Annotated in this window: 14 protein-coding genes; 12 read left to right on the top strand and 2 right to left on the bottom strand. The window is 40.3% G+C overall.

Annotated features, from left to right (window positions below; all coding sequences use genetic code 11):
• Positions 1 to 687: 687 nt before the first annotated feature.
• The 7 genes from MOJ78_RS17650 (at position 688) to MOJ78_RS17625 (ending at position 8595) form a co-directional block, all read left to right on the top strand.
• On the top strand, positions 688 to 1920 hold the full coding sequence (locus MOJ78_RS17650) for a sugar ABC transporter substrate-binding protein (protein ID WP_304978639.1): 1233 nt from the start codon (positions 688 to 690) through the stop codon (positions 1918 to 1920).
• Between the two features lie 642 nt (positions 1921 to 2562).
• Positions 2563 to 3462 (top strand): carbohydrate ABC transporter permease, encoded by a 900-nt coding sequence (locus tag MOJ78_RS17645; RefSeq protein ID WP_304978638.1) that lies wholly within the window; start codon positions 2563 to 2565, stop codon positions 3460 to 3462.
• A 67-nt stretch (positions 3463 to 3529) separates the two neighbouring features.
• On the top strand, positions 3530 to 4360 hold the full coding sequence (locus MOJ78_RS17640) for a carbohydrate ABC transporter permease (RefSeq protein ID WP_304978637.1): 831 nt from the start codon (positions 3530 to 3532) through the stop codon (positions 4358 to 4360).
• Between the two features lie 207 nt (positions 4361 to 4567).
• Positions 4568 to 6205, top strand: coding sequence for a glycoside hydrolase family 13 protein (locus MOJ78_RS17635; protein ID WP_304978636.1), 1638 nt, complete (start codon positions 4568 to 4570; stop codon positions 6203 to 6205).
• 111 nt (positions 6206 to 6316) lie between these two features.
• On the top strand, positions 6317 to 7315 hold the full coding sequence (locus tag MOJ78_RS17630) for a LacI family DNA-binding transcriptional regulator (RefSeq protein ID WP_304978635.1): 999 nt from the start codon (positions 6317 to 6319) through the stop codon (positions 7313 to 7315).
• Between the two features lie 367 nt (positions 7316 to 7682).
• Complete coding sequence (locus MOJ78_RS20985; RefSeq protein WP_370529735.1) at positions 7683 to 7898, top strand: nuclease-related domain-containing protein; 216 nt, start codon at positions 7683 to 7685, stop codon at positions 7896 to 7898.
• On the top strand, positions 7885 to 8595 hold the full coding sequence (locus tag MOJ78_RS17625; RefSeq protein WP_370529823.1) for a nuclease-related domain-containing protein: 711 nt from the start codon (positions 7885 to 7887) through the stop codon (positions 8593 to 8595). The genes MOJ78_RS20985 and MOJ78_RS17625 overlap by 14 nt, the downstream gene beginning before the upstream one ends.
• On the opposite strand, the gene MOJ78_RS17620 is transcribed toward MOJ78_RS17625, so the two are convergent.
• A complete protein-coding gene (locus MOJ78_RS17620) occupies positions 8592 to 8933 on the bottom strand; it encodes a hypothetical protein (RefSeq protein WP_304978634.1) in 342 nt (113 codons plus the stop codon). The two genes, MOJ78_RS17625 and MOJ78_RS17620, sit on opposite strands and share 4 nt — an antisense overlap.
• Before the next feature lie 581 nt (positions 8934 to 9514).
• Positions 9515 to 10732, bottom strand: coding sequence for an ROK family transcriptional regulator (locus MOJ78_RS17615; RefSeq protein ID WP_304978633.1), 1218 nt, complete (start codon positions 10730 to 10732; stop codon positions 9515 to 9517).
• 172 nt (positions 10733 to 10904) lie between these two features.
• On the opposite strand from MOJ78_RS17615, the gene MOJ78_RS17610 reads away from it, so the two are divergent.
• The 5 genes from MOJ78_RS17610 to MOJ78_RS17590 all read left to right on the top strand — a co-directional run bounded on the left by MOJ78_RS17610 (position 10905) and on the right by MOJ78_RS17590 (position 16369).
• Positions 10905 to 11894, top strand: coding sequence for a DUF5005 domain-containing protein (locus tag MOJ78_RS17610; protein ID WP_304978632.1), 990 nt, complete (start codon positions 10905 to 10907; stop codon positions 11892 to 11894).
• Positions 11895 to 11926: 32 nt separating this feature from the next.
• Positions 11927 to 13006 (top strand): M24 family metallopeptidase, encoded by a 1080-nt coding sequence (locus MOJ78_RS17605; protein ID WP_304978631.1) that lies wholly within the window; start codon positions 11927 to 11929, stop codon positions 13004 to 13006.
• 146 nt (positions 13007 to 13152) lie between these two features.
• On the top strand, positions 13153 to 14409 hold the full coding sequence (locus tag MOJ78_RS17600) for an ABC transporter substrate-binding protein (protein WP_304978630.1): 1257 nt from the start codon (positions 13153 to 13155) through the stop codon (positions 14407 to 14409).
• 140 nt (positions 14410 to 14549) lie between these two features.
• A complete protein-coding gene (locus tag MOJ78_RS17595; RefSeq protein ID WP_304978629.1) occupies positions 14550 to 15536 on the top strand; it encodes a carbohydrate ABC transporter permease in 987 nt (328 codons plus the stop codon).
• On the top strand, positions 15533 to 16369 hold the full coding sequence (locus MOJ78_RS17590; RefSeq protein ID WP_304978628.1) for a carbohydrate ABC transporter permease: 837 nt from the start codon (positions 15533 to 15535) through the stop codon (positions 16367 to 16369). Before MOJ78_RS17595 ends, MOJ78_RS17590 begins: the two co-directional genes overlap by 4 nt.
• Positions 16370 to 16385 lie beyond the last annotated feature (16 nt).

The following is a 16385-nucleotide window of genomic DNA, read 5'->3' as shown; positions in this document are numbered from 1 at the left end:
ATTATAAGGGCTTTTATTCATCCAGTCAATAAACCTTCCGCTGATCGCCTCAATAGCATTACTTCTAAAAACACTTGTATATAGGCGTTTTGAGGTATTCTGTTCGATAAAACCTCAAAAAAATCATTTATTTTATCAATAAAGTGTTGAAAGCGGATTCACAATTGATTATAATCAAAACATCGAAACGTTTCAATAGCTGTATAGTAATTCAATTGATAATTTATTATCTAAAAAGGGGGTTATACTATAAAGGCGGTTTGGAATTGGATTCGATGTTATTAATATGCTTTTTTTTAGGATGTTCAAAAAGTTTCCAAATGATAAACGGCGAATTTTTGCGTTCTTTGAAAAAGAAGTTCACTTTTCCTTCGTGCGAGGTACCGCTTCGGTAGATTACTCTTGTACTCGGTTTTTCCGGTCCTCACGTATTTCACTGAGGTTAGACGATACAATGAGGAAGAATCATTGTGCACCTGCGTCTGCAAGGCAGCAGAGAGGTCATCAAGTCAGTAGCCTTCCTCAATGTGCCTTGGGCTCACACGATGTGAGTCAGTTCGACGTTATCACAGGACGTGATGACCTTAGTCGAACTTAATACTAGTAATTTTGATTCGCATATTTTTTGAACTACATTTTTCACTTAAAAACTATTATCAATTTCGTGAGTTGAAAGGAGAATTCTTGATGAATAAGAAAGCGTTATCTCTATTGTTAGTTTGTATTCTGCCAATCTCCGCTTTATTAGCTGGATGTGCAGGTAATGGAGATGAGGAAGGTAAAACGATCAAAGTTTGGGCGATGGGTGAGGAAGGAAAGAAATTGGATGAACTCGCTAAGAAATTCGAGGAAGAGAATCCTGACATCAACGTCGATGTCCAGGCGATTCCTTGGGGCCAAGCGCATGACAAGCTGCTTACTGCAGTAGCATCAGGTGGAGGTCCAGACGTTGTACAGCTAGGAACAACATGGGTTTCTGAGTTTGCAAGTGCAGGAGCATTGTTGGATTTATCTGAGCATATGGAAGATTATCCTGAATTCAAGCCAGAAAACTATTTTGATGGTGCGGCACAAACTATGAAATACGATGGTAAAGTCGTCGGTATTCCATGGTATGTGGAAACGCGTGTACTCTATTATCGTTCCGACCTATTAGAGGAAGTTGGCTACAGTGAGCCACCAGCAACTTGGGAAGAGATGAAGGATGCTGCAACAAAGCTTTCAGAACGTGGAGATAAGTATTACGGATTAGATATTGATATTAAAGATCAAATTACTCCATTCATCTTTGCATGGCAAAATGGATTTGAGTTCAAAACAGACGAAAAGAACTTGAATCTGGACAGCCAGGCATTTACTGAGGCAATGGAATACTATACAAGCTTTTTTAAAGAAGGACTTAGTACAGCGCAACCAGGAATGGATATTGTCCAAGCATTTAAGGACGGGGTAAAACCGATGTTCATCAGTGGCCCTTGGATGGTCAACATCATTAAAGATCAAGCACCAGACCTTGATGGGAAATGGTCCGTTGCGGTAATGCCTAAAAAAGATATCGTAGCTTCTGCTATGGGTGGATCGAACTTCTCTATTTTTGAAAGCTCTGAAAATGTTGAAGAATCACTAAAGTTCATTTCATTCATGAACGAAGTAGAGACGCAAGTTGAATGGTATGAGATTTCAAATACATTGCCTTCACGAGTGAAAGCTTGGGAAGATCCAGTGTTACAGGAAGATCCTATGATTGCAACGTTTGGTAAACAATTGGAAACTGCTAAGGCTTCTCCACAAATTGAGAATTGGGAAGTAGTTGCACAGGAATTGCTTGCAGCACTAGAACGAGTTACTGTCGGTGGAGCAGATCTTGAAAAGGAATTAGATGCATATAGAGAAAAAGTTAAGGAAGCAATGAGCGAATAACAGTTTGTAAACAGGGGCTGACTCAAACGCAAGGTGCCTGGCTATCTTGAGGATAGATATAAAAAATGTTGTAGAAGACCTCAGGATGGAAGGCATGATTGGGTTAGCCTCATTTTACTTTTATAGAGGATGTTCAAAAAGTATCGAAATAATAAACTGCAAATTTCGGCGCTCCTTGAAAAAGAAGTTCACTTTTCCTTCGTGCGAGGTTTTTCCGATCCTCATGTATTGCACTGAGGTTACACGATACAATGAGGGACAATCATTGTGCACATGCGTCTATACACGCATAACCTAGGATGTAGCCTTCCTCGGTACAACTCGCAGCTTATGTGCAAGTACCGCTCGTTGCTATCGAAGAAAGCTCTCTCGGTGCAAGGCACCTTAGATGTCTTATAAGTTAGTAGCCTTCCTCAAAACTGTCGTGCCTTGGGCTCACAGGATGTGAGTCAGTTCGACGTTGTTACAAGACTTAGTACTTGCATAACTTCATTGGGGTTTTGCGCCGAGTAACCGCAGGCGCTGAACGTAACGGTTTTAGTCGAACTTCCTAAGGTTTATCTGATTCGTCTACTTTTTGAACTTAATCTAAAAGAAAACTTAGAAACACCGGAGTGTAGTAAAAAATAGGTGGGATGACACATGGGCAATGCATTCAAAAGTTTATTTCAAAATAGACATCCCTTTTTGTTTATCGGACCTGCAGTTCTGATCTTATTGGTTTTCAGCATCATACCGATTATTGTCGCGTTCGTAATAAGCTTTACGGATCTTGATTTAAAAGGGCTGGCAAACTGGTCGAATATTCAATTCATCGGATTTGAAAATTATGTTGAGTTATTTTCCGATAGAGTCTTCCATAAATCGATCTTCAACACATTGTTTTATGCGATTATTGGAGTTCCGTTGGTCATTTTCTTTTCATTAAGTATTGCACTGCTATTGAATTATGGATCGAATTTGATTTTCAGGTTCTTCCGTGGCGTCTATTATATGCCATCAATCACAAACATCGTTGCAGTCGCTGTCATTTGGGGATATCTGTACAACACGAATTATGGTCTTTTCAATTATCTATTATCTCTAATAAATGTGGACCAGGTACCCTGGTTGACTGAACCGACGATTGCCAAGCTTTCTTTGATCCTGTTGGCAGTTTGGAAGGGGATCGGGATCAACATGATCATCTTCCTTGCAGCATTACAAGGTATTCCGAAATCTTATTATGAAGCAGCGAAAATGGATGGTGCCAACCGCTGGCAAATGCTGTTCAACATCACGATTCCGTTGCTGCGCTATGCAACCTTTTTCGTAACGATTACGACCTTGATTGGTTGGCTGCAATTTTTCGAGGAACCGTTCGTAATGACGGAAGGTGGACCATTAAATGGAACGATATCGATGGCATTGTTCATTTACCAGGAAGGTTTCCAATTCAGCGAATTCGGATATGCGGCAGCAGGCTCATTCATTTTATTTATGATCATCATCATCGTGACTTTAATCCAATTCAAGTTCAGAAAGTCTGATACAGAATTTTAAGTTAAATTTTATGTGGGTTCAAAAAGGTTTGGAACTTTTTGAACATCCTTTTATCGGGGTGAATTTTATGGAAACAAATACAGTCAATAAAAAAATTGAAAAAAGCATTGTAATTGCCTTCCTCATACTAGGTGGGATTGCCGTTTCGATACCATTCATCTGGATGATTACGAGTTCTTTCAAGCCGGCAAGTGAGGCGCTTCAGATGCCGCCGACGTTATTCCCGGAAAATCCGACGTTTCAAAATTACCTTGATTTATTTGAAAAAATGAATTTCGGTGTGTATTTAAGAAACACGATCATTATCGTTTTACTTTCATTTATCGGGTTGTTATTAAATGCGATGGCAGGCTATGGCTTTGCTAAATTTCATTTCAAAGGAAAAGAACCGGTTTTTTATCTCGTATTGGCGACAATGATGATTCCTGCACAGGTTACGATGATTCCGGTTTATTTGATTTTGAATGAAATGGGATTGACGAACACGATGGCAGGGATTGTATTGCCCACACTTGCAGTAGCGTTCAGTATCTTTTTATTCCGTCAGTTCATGACGACGATTCCGACCGATTTAATCGAAGCTGCGAGATTGGATGGAGCGGGGGAATTTTACATCTTTTTCAGGTTGATTATTCCGATTGCAAAACCGATTTTTGCCGTCCAAGGAATATTGACGTTCATCGGTGCATGGAACAGCTTCTTGTGGCCGTTGATCATTGCAAATGATGAAAGTCTATACACGTTATCAGTAGGGTTATCCTTGCTGCAAGGACAATACGCGAGCAACTTCGGTATGCAGATGGCTGGTGCAGCGTTCATGGTAGTACCAATCATCATCATGTTTTCGTTCTTTCAGAAGTATATTGTGGAAGGGTTTACGATGTCAGGTATCAAATAAGAACGTAATAACGGATAGTGGGAGGTTTAATCATCCAGCTATCCTTCTTTTTTTCACGTTAAGAAAGCATAATAATACTTTCTAAAGTATAAGTGCAAGGGCCCATCCTTTAGGGCTAAGGCTCAGCCTGTCTAAAGGATTGGCGAGAGGCCTTTAGGTCATCCCTTTAGTTTTCTTTTAAATTGTATTGGAGTGTGCGTAGGAATTATGGAGAAAAAATGGTGGCATTCGTCAACGGTATATCAGGTCTATCCGAGAAGCTTTCATGACAGTAACGGAGACGGTATCGGTGATCTGCCAGGGATTATCGGGAAGTTGGATTATCTTGCTGGGCTAGGTGTCGATTTCATCTGGTTGAGCCCCGTCTACCGATCGCCTAACGATGATAATGGCTATGATATCAGCGATTATTGTTCGATTATGGACGAATTCGGTACGATGGAGGACATGGAACTACTCATCGAGGGAGCGAACAAGCATGGTTTGAAGATCGTAATGGATCTGGTCATCAACCATACGTCTGATGAACATCCATGGTTCATCGAGTCCAGAAAATCAACGGATAATCCGTACAGGGATTTTTATATATGGAGAGACGGGGTTGACGGTGGACCGCCAAGTGAGATCCAGTCTGTTTTCAGTGGCCCTGCTTGGGAATTTGATGAGCAAACTGATCAGTACTATTTTCATTTGTTCAGTAAAAAACAGCCAGATCTTAATTTGCATAACGAACAGGTGCGCGAGCATTTGTACGAGATGATGACGTTCTGGTTGGAAAAGGGTGTCAGCGGATTCCGAATGGATGTCATTGATTTGATCGGTAAGGAAGTCGATCAAGAAATCTTAACAGATGGACCTGAACTGCATCCGTATTTACAAGAGATGAACGAAAAGGTACTGTCCAAATATGATGTGATGACGGTCGGCGAAACCCCTTCAGCCACAACGGAAACTGCTCAATTTTACACAGGGCCGGGCAGAAATGAACTCGATATGGTGTTCACGTTCGAGCACATGTCCCTTGATGAAGTGAAGGGTAAGGGAAAGTGGGCATTAAAGCCACTGGATCTGGTGGATTTGAAAAATGTATTGAGCAAATGGCAGACAGAGCTTTATCAGAATGGCTGGAACAGTTTATATTGGAACAACCACGACCAGCCGAGAATCGTTTCTAGATGGGGAAATGATGGGCAGTATCGCGTCGAATCGGCTAAAATGCTTGCAACATTGCTTCATATGATGCAAGGGACCCCTTATATTTATCAAGGGGAAGAGATCGGCATGACGAACATTTCTTTTGATAGCATTGACGATTATAAAGACATTGAAACAATCAACTTTTACAATGAAAAAGTAAAAGAAGGGTTATCGCCAGCTAAAGCGCTTGAATCGATTCATGCAAAAGGAAGGGATAATGCCCGGACACCGATGCAGTGGAACGACTCGGCTAACGCTGGTTTTACAGATGGTGAGCCATGGATTGACGTGAATTCGAATTATCGTTCCATTAACGCAGACGCGGCGATGCAGGATGGCAACTCGATCTTTTATCATTATCAAAAATTGATCCGGCTGCGAAAAGAGCATGAAATCATTGTGTACGGTGATTATGAACTGCTCTATGCGGAGCATGATCAAATTTTTACGTATACGAGACGGTTAGGGAATGAAACGTTGCTTGTGGTTGCGAACTTTTCAGAGGGTACTCCAGAGTTCACCTTACCGAAGGAAGTTTCGTATAACCGCTCTGAACGAGTGATCAGCAATTACGAAGATTCATTAAGCGTGCCTGATTCACTTCAGATGCGCCCTTATGAAGCAGTCGCTTATTTGCTAAAAGATTAAAACCATCGTAGGATTTAGTTATAGTTGTATTGAATAGTTATATAGTCGGGGAATTTTAGACGTTAAACGCTTTATACGTTCGATTTTCAGTAGTAGCGGGATGTGAAGAGAATGGCAACAATCAAAGATGTAGCAAAGCTTGCTGGTGTCGCAGTATCAACGGCTTCTTATGCGCTGAATGACAGTCAAAAGGTCAGCTCTGATACGAAGAAAAAAGTAATGGATGCAGCGAAAGAATTGAATTATCAAAAGAACGGTCTTGCTTCGGATTTAAAAAGGACGAAAACAAATACGATTGCGTTAATCTTAAGTGATCTATCAGGCCCTTATTATTCCGAATTGATCCAGGGTGTTCAGAGTGTCGCGATGACAAACGGCTATGATTTGATAGCATGCAGTTCAATGGGAGGCTCTCAATCTACAGCCGTCAAGTTTTTACGAGAAAAACGCGTTGATGGGGTCATTGTTCTTGCACACAACATTGAAGATGAAACCATTCAAGAATCAGCACGACAAGGATTTCCGATCGTTGTTCTGGACCGTGAATTGAAAGGCGATTTTGTCCTTCAGGTAGATGTGGATAATTGGCGTGGCGGCTATTTAGCAACTGAAAATTTGATCAAGAATGGGCACCGGAAAATTGCATACATTAGCGGGCCTTATAATTCTCATGATAATGAATTGAGATTTCAAGGATATAAGGGTGCTTTAGCAAAGTACGGGATACCCTTTCAGTCCAGGTGGAAAATCTCAGGTGATTATACACGGGATGGCGGATATCGAGCAACGAATATGTTAATTGCGCAAAACAAATTACCTGAAGCTGTTTTTTATGCAAATGATGAAATGGCGATCGGTGGTATCCAGGCTTTTACTGAAAAAGGTATGAAGCTTCCGGATGACATCTCCATCGTCGGATTTGATGATATTCAGCTGGCGGAGTTCGTTTCACCGTCGTTAACCACGATCAGACAACCAAAATACGAAGCAGGTGCGTTAGCGGTCCACTTGATTTTTCAATTATTGTCAGGTGAAAAGGTCGAGCCGTACTATAAGCTGACTACACAACTGATCGAACGGAAATCTGTGAAAATGAAATCATTGATATAAGGTGAACCGCATGACTTGCCACTATCTTGGCAAGTCTATTTTTTTATGCTGAGGATGAAGGTGCTTGAACCAAAAGGGATACCCGGAAAATACGTGCTGCTTCAGGGCTTTTTTACTATGCGTGGCTGATATATTGTGTTCCGTGGTTGATATAATTCATTTCGTGGTTGATATAATGGATTCCGTGGTCGATAAACCGGATTCTATGCTCGAATGATTAACCGGCTTTATAAAAATATCTATAAAAAAAGGAATTTCATAGGATATTACAGAAAATTTAATTCTAAATGCTATAAGGAATGATTATTTGAATAAAAAACCCCTGCAAAAACCATTAATTGTTCTGTAACTTGAAGCACTTTTAAGAATGACACCCCAGAACCATCCCAAAACTGCACTAATAGAAAGAAGGCATGCTAGAAGTCTAGCTGGCTATCGAGGAGAACGTTCGTTAGAGTACTACTTTAGCTTTCTACCCGAAAAAGGATCCTATATCTTTCATGGCCTCAGGCTTCCCTTTCTATCAAACCATTTTCAAATGGATGTTTTGATCGTACACTTCTTCATTTATCCTGATCATTGAGGTGAAAAATATTTCAGGTACCCTGATTTTTGATCCTGAAAATAATCAACTTATTCAACAATACAAGGGAAAAGAAGAAATTTACTCCGACCCTGTTCAGCAAGTAAAACATCAAAAGCACCAACTAAGTCAATGGCTCAAACGTAATAAAATTCCTCCGGTTCCAATTAAAACGTTGGTCACCATAGCAAATTCATCCTCAAAAATCCAATCCATATCCCCCGAGATCAAAATTCCTGACATCGTCATTCGAAGTACCATCCTTTTGGAAAGAATCGAAAGACTCAAGACATCGTATACAAATGAAATACTGACGAATAAAGAAATCAACAAATTAAGCAAGCAATTTATCAAGCAGCATACCGAGAATGATCCGGATCTCCTAGGTCAATTTCAAATTTCTCCTGCAGAACTCCTCAAAGGTGTTTACTGTCCTGTTTGTGTTATGAAAAAGATGAGAAGGGTAAACGGTAGATGGTCTTGTCATGATTGTTTTTATTCCTCAAAAGATGAACATGTAACTCCTATGGAAGATTATGCATTATTAATCAGTCCCACGATAACCAATCAACAACTACGTCATTTTCTCCAACTCCAATCACCATCCACTGCAAATAAAATTTTCGCTTCTATGAACTTAAAACACACTGGTTCTAACAAAGGAAGGGTATATCATTTATTGGAGAAAAAAGATTAGGAGAAATACAAATCAAACTTTTGTATGGATTCCTTTAATTGTTTTACGACTTCTTTTTCTGTGAAAATAATTTTTTCTTCGTCAATCAATGTGCGGCCGAAGCGGAATAGTCCTTCTTGTTCTTGGTGGGATCCTTTTGGTAGGGTTTCTTTTAGTGGGAGAAAGTGCTGTCCGATAGGGTAGGGCGTGTGGAAGGAAAAACGGAATTTTTTCAGATCCTCAGACTGAATCGCAATAAAAAATAATGAATAGTAATCATCCTCGATTTCCACGATACAATCAGAATACTCGATCAATTTCAGACGGAGCACTACGATAAAAGTCCCGCTTTGACACATAGTCGAATTCTCGTTCTATGCACCAAAACTCAAAATGTTGTGGGCAAAAATTCAAATACATGAGTTTATCCGGGTGTTCGGGTTGGTAAAAGGATACGGAGGAGTAGGGGCAGAGTACTAAACGTTGAAGAGATTCATTTTTCAGCTCGTAAAAAAGCTCTGTCTTTTCTACATATTGCTCTGATTTAGTTCGTGCATTTCGAGATTTTAAACAAAGCTTGGATGGTGGCCTAATTCAGATGCAAATTTGTGATAGATTCCTTTGATCGCAACATGGTCCCCTTGAACTTTGTCTAATAGTTTTGACAAAAGCTCATCTTTTTTCGTAGTTATGATTTTTTTTGTCTAATTTCAGCAGTCCCCCTATCTGATCCTTTTTCAAATGGGTGAAATCATTTTCAATTTCTTTAACTCTAATCAGCGTACTTTCCTCCTTTCAAAAAGTTATACATATTATACCATTAGCGGGATTAATAACTTATTTCTTATTCTGGAAAATCTCCAATAATTTTGTCGTATAAAAAAACAAAAAAAGGAATCTATGAATTTACAGATTCCCGTTGTTCCTTTAATTATTACGTCTAGTTCTTTACTTTAAAGATCTCTACTAAGATTAGAGCGACTGCACCTATAGCACCGCCGTTTTCACCTAAATTCGAAAGAACAATATCGGTTTTTTTAGCGGCATTGGTCAATACTCTTTTCTGTATCGTCTCTTTGAGGGGACCAAGTATGAACTCTCCGGAATTTGAAACGCCACCACCAATTACAATACGCTCAGGATTCAGAATATGGATCAGGTTGGTAAGCCCGATTCCTAAATATTTTCCTGTTTGCTTTAGAATATTAATACAAAGCTCGTCACCACGTTCAGCTGCTTTATAGATTAATTCACCGTCGATTTGTTCAAGCTTTCCTTCTACCCAATCAGTCAGTATGCTGTCACTACCGATTGAAATCTCTTTAATCGCGCGTCTGGCAATCGCGGGTCCATCTGCTAACGTTTGCAAACAACCGTAATTACCGCAGTCGCATTTTGGGCCACTTAAGTCGATCGTCATATGGCCGAGTTCGCCAGCAATGAAATGTTCACCATAAAAAAGCTCGCCGTCGAGAACAACGCCAGCCCCAATACCTCGCCCGACGTTTATTGTAATGACATTTTTAGAACCATTGCCGTTACCGAACCAGGACTCTCCTAACGCCATAGCCCGTGCATCATTCTCCACTTTAACGAGCATATCAAACTCATATTCAAAGATTTCCTTTATCGGAATATCACGAAGGTGCAGGCTTGGTGCAAATAGGGAAATCCCTTTTTGAACATCAACTGCTCCATGCATTCCAACACCTATCCCGATAAACTTCTCTTTTTCTTTTTGATAGTTATCGATAATATTCTTAATCGCATTTCGCATCAATTCGATTAGACCTTCATTAGTCACTGATTCCGGTATGATTTCACTTGATGATTCGATTAACTTCCCATTTAAATCTGCCATTATAGTACGGAGATATTTGGGTCCAACATCCAGTCCTATAATATAAAAATTCCTTGCGTTCAACTCAAGTAAGGTTGGTTTTCGTCCCCCGCCAATGGATTCACCTTGCTTGCTTTCGAAAACAAATCCAGTGTCAATCAGTTCTTTTACGATATTACTGACTGTAGGAGGTGTTAATTGGATTTGTTTTGCAATGTCCGCCCGAGATATAGGTCCTTCTACCCGTATTTTATTTAATATAATGGAGCGATTAAGAGATTTCATTAGTTGAAAACTACCTCTTAGACCTTCGTGCATGACCATTCCCCCCAGTATAATTCGCACGTATTGTCGGGGTGCGTTCAAAATATAGTTCTTGAATTTTTTTCTAAAACTATTATAACATAAAAGATAATTAAATTAATTAATTAATAAACTATGAAAGGGGGAGGACAATATAAAATTCCAGCTGGCAATAACGTGCTTTATATTGCTATCACTTTTGATTGTAAGTGGATGTGCGGATCATCAAAATCAGTATGCCAATCCTGTTTTTGAGCCTGTAATTGCAGATCCTTCGATTGTGAAAGCAGGTGACGGCTATTATTATGCCTATGGAACTGAAGATGCTTGGGGTGAAAAAACGAAACCGAAGCTGATTCCGATTGTTCGATCGAAAAACCTGACCGAGTGGGAATACGTCGGGGAGGCCTTTAACGAGAAACCATCATGGAAAAAGCCTGGTGGTTTGTGGGCTCCGGACATTGCGAAGTACAACGGTAAGTATTACCTTTATTATTCGGTTTCGATTTGGGGTGACCCTGACCCGGGGATCGGAGTTGCCGTTTCGGATAAACCAGAAGGACCCTTCAAAGATCAAGGCAAGCTGTTTACCAGTGAAGAAATTGGTGTTGCGAATTCGATCGACCCCTATTTTATCGTAGAGGATGGAAAACCCTATCTATTTTGGGGGAGTTTTCATGGTATTTACGGAATCCAATTAGCTGAAGATGGATTTTCCGTTACAGGTGAAAAATTTCAAGTTGCGGGCAATGCGTACGAGGCACCCTATATCATAAAGCGGGATGGCTTTTATTATTTCTTCGGCTCACAAGGGTCTTGCTGTGAAGGTGAAAACAGTACATATCATGTGGCTGTTGGCCGTTCAGAAAACTTAAATGGTCCTTATGCTGATAAAGCAGGGAAAGCCCTCTTAAAGAATGGTGGTACTGTCATTTTACAAGGAAATCTGGAAGGATCCTTTGTCGGACCTGGTCATAATGCAGTCGTAACCGATGATGAGGGAATCGATTGGATTATCTACCATGCTATTAAAAAAGAAGACCCGTTACTGTGGACCGGAGCAAGCAGAAGGCCGCTTATGATTGATCCACTTATATGGGAAGACGGCTGGCCAAAGGTGGAGAATTCAGTGCCAAGCGAAACGAAGCAGAAAGCACCTTTATTGAATGGAACATAAAAACACGTCAAAACATCTCGGGGGAAAATGGAATGGGCTTGAACAGAATTCGTTCTTATTTGAAAACGCAGGACTATGACGGAATCCTTTTAAGAAAGAAAAATAACTTTTCGTGGGTGACAGGCGGGAAGCGGAATCACATTGTCCAAGCAACAGAAATAGGGGTGGCTGATCTTCTTATCTGTATAGACGAGGTTTATCTCATCACGACAAAAATGGAAGAAAGCAGAATCATCAATGAGGAGCTTAATGAGGTAGGATTCGATTTCGAAATCCTTTCAGAAGATTGGTTCAATGATATTGACCAACGTATCATCGAACACGGCAAGGGCAAACGGATTGTTACAGACACACCCTTCTATGATTGGGAAAACGTTGATTCAGCCCTTGTGCCTCTTAGGTCCTCTTTATCAAAAAGCGAGATTACTAGGTACAAGTGGCTTTGCCAAGTAGCTGCAAAAGCTGTAGAAGCTACATGTAAACAAATCTCTCCGGGACAGACCGAGTTTGAAATTGCGGGGCTATTGTCAAAAATGGTCGTCGATCAGGGGATTAATGTGAATGTAGCACTCGTTGCGACAGATGATCGGATTTATCAATATAGACACCCGATTCCGACAACAAAACCTCTTAAAAAGCATGCGATGGTTGTTCTTTGTGCAGAATACGGTGGATTGGTAGCCAACGTCACCCGTCTTGTACATTTCGGTCCATTGCCAGAAGACCTAGAGGTTAATTCTGAGAAGGTAGCTCGAATCGATAGTGTCATGAATGCCTCAACGAAACCAGGCATCACAATCGGAGAAATTGTTTCAAAGGGAATTCAACAATATGAAAGAGAAGGGCATCCAGATGATTGGAAACTGTTGCATCAAGGTGGCCTCACCGGATATTCATCCAGGGAATTTTTAGCGACACCAACAACTAGAATGAAAGTTTCTGAAAATCAAGCATTTGCATGGAATCCCGCATTGCCTGGAGTTAAATCAGAGGATACGATTCTTGTTAATGAAGAAGGGATCGAGTATTTAACGCACACAGGGGGCTGGGTTTATCAGGTTATAAAGATGGGTAGTGAAGAGTATTTGAGACCTGCTATTTTAGTTCGTTAATGAGTGTTGACACTATTGTGAATTGCATGTAAACTCATATTTAAGCAATTAGTTAAATAATTTAATTAATTAACGTGTTTTTTGTAAAAGTTAGATGTAAGCGGTTACTTCCGTTATTATTTAAATTTAAACGAGGGGGAAAAACAATGAAAGCATTAAAAAAATGGTCCATTTTCTTAGTTGTTGGTTTACTGATGTTTTCCGTTGCGGCATGTTCGAATAGCGAGGGCGGCGATGATAGCGGTAATAAAAATGAAATCACCTTCTGGGCACCATTCTCTGGGCCAGATGGACCTAAAATGAAGGAAATTGTCAAAGAATACAACGAGTCCCAGGATAAGTACAAGGTGAATTTTCAAATTGTACCCCAATCAGAATACTATAAATCTATCGATCTAGCATTCAATGATAAGAAAAATGTTCCAGATTTGCTTATTATGCATGGGGATCAAATCATTACATATGCCAAAAAGGATGTACTTAAAAATCTAGATGACATTATCGGTAATGAAGTTACGAAGGATCAGTACCATGAAAATGCCTGGGAGGGTGCTACTGTCGATGGCAGCCTTTATGGTGTTCCACTAGATATTCATCCACTGATGTTTTATTGGAACAAAGATTTATTTAAAGCGGCAGGACTCGATCCGAATGAACCACCAAAGACACGTGAAGAATTTATTGAATATGCGAAACAGTTAACGGACGCAGACAAACAGCAATATGGCTATGTTGTTCCTACACTTTGGCCGCAGCAGTTCATTTTCCCGACGATCGTAGCGCAAAACAACGGTTCGCTATTTAAAGATGGTAAGGTGAATTTTAATTCTGATGCAGTAAAAGAGGCGTTACAGTTTCAAGTGGATCTCATTGAAAAATATAAGGTTTCACCTGCAGATGTTCAACAAGACGGTGAAGTTACGTTGTTCGTCCAAGGGAAAAATGCAATGCACTTGAACGGACCGTGGATGCTTCAGCAGTGGAAGGATGCAGGCTTGAACTTCGGTGTTGCTCCAGTTCCACAACTAGGTACGGAACAGCAGGCTGTTTTTGCCAACTCACATAATTTCGTCATCCCTAAAAGTGCTGATAATGATAAAGTAAAAATCATCACAAACTTCTTAAAATTTGTTGGGGATAACGGTATGGCTTGGGCAGAATCCGGTCAGGCACCAGCTTCAAAGGCTGTCTATACAAATGACGAGTTCCAAAAAATGAAGCAACAGCCACAGGTTGCGAAACAATTTGATTATGCTGTCTTCTCACCAGATGTCGTAGGCTGGGGTCAAGTTTCTGCACCATTAATGGAAGCGGTCAACCTTGCTTTACTTGGTGATAAAAGTGTAGAGGATGCCCTGAATGAGGCACAGAAAAAAGCAGAACAAATTTATGAGCAGCAATAAATAGAAAACATAGAGATTGACTCGGAAAAAGTGCTCGTTCGCCTCTATTCAATGGGGGTAGAATCAACCACTCAGTGAGTCAATCTCTGCTTTTTATACACCTTTCGTAATCAATAAGTATAGAGATTGGAGGGGATCAAATGAACATGGAACAGCGGTCAAAACCACAGATGGCAACTGATTTGACGGATAAACGAAAATCACCTCCGAAACTGCCAATCTGGAAAACTAGTAAAAGCAAATCGAAGTTTACCTCTTCTTTGTTTGTTGTGCCCTATTTGATCATGTTCGTTTCTTTTTTGCTGATTCCATTGCTTTATGGGATTTATATTAGCTTCCATGATTATGGATTGTTAGCATCGGATCGTCCTTTCACAGGGCTCAAAAATTATAAAAAAATATTCGATAGAGATTCCATCATCAATGATATTTTCTTTTCCGGTTTATGGAATACGGTTCAATTTGTCATTTATTCCGTACCTTTACTTGTTGTAGTTGGCTTAGGGCTTGCACTTATAGTTAATAGCCTCCCTGGTAAGATTCGCGGATTGTTTCGAACACTGTATTTTATTCCTTACGCGATTTCCGTATCGGTAATCTCGATAATTTGGCTATGGATGTTGGATACGAATTCAGGATTAATCAATAATTATCTCATGAAGCTGGGATTTGATCCGGTCCCATGGCTGACGAGCCAACCATTTGCTTGGATTTCAATTGTTGGAGCGACAGTTTGGTGGACGTTAGGTTTTAATATGATCATTTTTATCAATGCGTTGAACGAAGTACCGGAAGAGCTTTATCAAGCTGCTGCGATTGACGGAGCTGGAACGTGGCAAAAGTTTATACATATTACGCTTCCAACGATTAAACCAATTATGCTCTTTGTTGTAATCACTTCTACAATCGCGTCCTTCAATATTTTCGGTCAACCGTATTTAATGACGAGGGGCGGACCTGGTGATTCAACAGAAGTGCTATTGATGGGAATCGTGGAGCAAGCATTTGAACAAAGACAGCTTGGGTCCGCATCGGCGATGGCGATCATGATGTCGTTGATCATGATTGTCGTTTCATTGGTCCAATATAAAATTTCCAATAGTAATGTGAGAAAGGGGGATGCATGATGAAAGTAAAAGGGAGAACGATCTTCTTATTAGTTCTGGCATCTCTTATTGCTCTCATTTTCATTATTCCGCTGTTTTGGATGCTTTCAACGTCCTTTAAAAATGACTTTGAAGCAATTGCTGGCGGGTTGAATTGGCTTCCGAAAGAGTTCACTTTGGAAAATTATACGTATACGTTGCTTGGGGAAGGTTTGAATGTACCTGTTGTAAAATGGATGTTCAACTCCGTGTTTGTAGGTATTGCGGGTTCGATGCTTATCGTTTTTGTAGATTCACTTGCGGCTTATGCATTAGCAAGATTGGATGTACCGTTCAAGAAAACCCTTTTTGCGATTTTCATCAGCACTCTGATGATTCCATGGGTGATCACCTTCCTTCCTTTGTATTTGGAATTTAGTAATCTTGGTTGGCTCGACACTTATGCAGCACTGATCTTTCCGTATTCCGCCAATGCATTCGGCGTGTTCCTTTTGTTTCAATTCTTCAGAGGCTTTCCAAAGGAACTGGAGGAGGCGGCACATTTAGATGGCGCGAATAAGTGGCAGATTTTCCTAAGAGTCGTTTTACCTTCAGCACGGCCTATCATGTGGACACTCGGAATCTTTTCTTTTATGACGATTTATAACGATTTCCTATGGCCGTTAGTTGCAACAAGCTCGCCTGAGATGCGGACGATCACGACTGGAATAGCGATTATGCAGCAAGGAAGCTTTGTGTCCTCATACGGAAAGTTGATGGCTTTGACTTCGATCGCTACGATTCCGATTCTGATCATTTTCCTGATCGGCCAAAAGCAGCTCATTAAAGGAATTACACAAACTGGTATAAAGTGATGACGGTAGGAGGAGA

The organism is Alkalihalobacillus sp. AL-G (assembly GCF_030643805.1).
Classification (GTDB): Bacteria; Bacillota; Bacilli; order Bacillales; family Fictibacillaceae; genus Pseudalkalibacillus.
The sequence above is the reverse complement of the archived record's forward strand: the minus strand, read 5'-3'. Positions and strand labels throughout refer to the sequence as shown.

Coding starts and splice junctions, on each gene's coding strand:
- MOJ78_RS20985 (WP_370529735.1), top strand. CDS start 7,683: ATGACACCCCAGAACCATCCCAAAACTGCACTAATAGAAAGAAGGCAT.
- MOJ78_RS17595 (WP_304978629.1), top strand. CDS start 14,550: ATGAACATGGAACAGCGGTCAAAACCACAGATGGCAACTGATTTGACG.
- MOJ78_RS17645 (WP_304978638.1), top strand. CDS start 2,563: ATGGGCAATGCATTCAAAAGTTTATTTCAAAATAGACATCCCTTTTTG.
- MOJ78_RS17650 (WP_304978639.1), top strand. CDS start 688: ATGAATAAGAAAGCGTTATCTCTATTGTTAGTTTGTATTCTGCCAATC.
- MOJ78_RS17635 (WP_304978636.1), top strand. CDS start 4,568: ATGGAGAAAAAATGGTGGCATTCGTCAACGGTATATCAGGTCTATCCG.
- MOJ78_RS17590 (WP_304978628.1), top strand. CDS start 15,533: ATGATGAAAGTAAAAGGGAGAACGATCTTCTTATTAGTTCTGGCATCT.
- MOJ78_RS17605 (WP_304978631.1), top strand. CDS start 11,927: ATGGGCTTGAACAGAATTCGTTCTTATTTGAAAACGCAGGACTATGAC.
- MOJ78_RS17600 (WP_304978630.1), top strand. CDS start 13,153: ATGAAAGCATTAAAAAAATGGTCCATTTTCTTAGTTGTTGGTTTACTG.
- MOJ78_RS17615 (WP_304978633.1), bottom strand. CDS start 10,732: ATGCACGAAGGTCTAAGAGGTAGTTTTCAACTAATGAAATCTCTTAAT.
- MOJ78_RS17620 (WP_304978634.1), bottom strand. CDS start 8,933: ATGTGTCAAAGCGGGACTTTTATCGTAGTGCTCCGTCTGAAATTGATC.
- MOJ78_RS17640 (WP_304978637.1), top strand. CDS start 3,530: ATGGAAACAAATACAGTCAATAAAAAAATTGAAAAAAGCATTGTAATT.
- MOJ78_RS17630 (WP_304978635.1), top strand. CDS start 6,317: ATGGCAACAATCAAAGATGTAGCAAAGCTTGCTGGTGTCGCAGTATCA.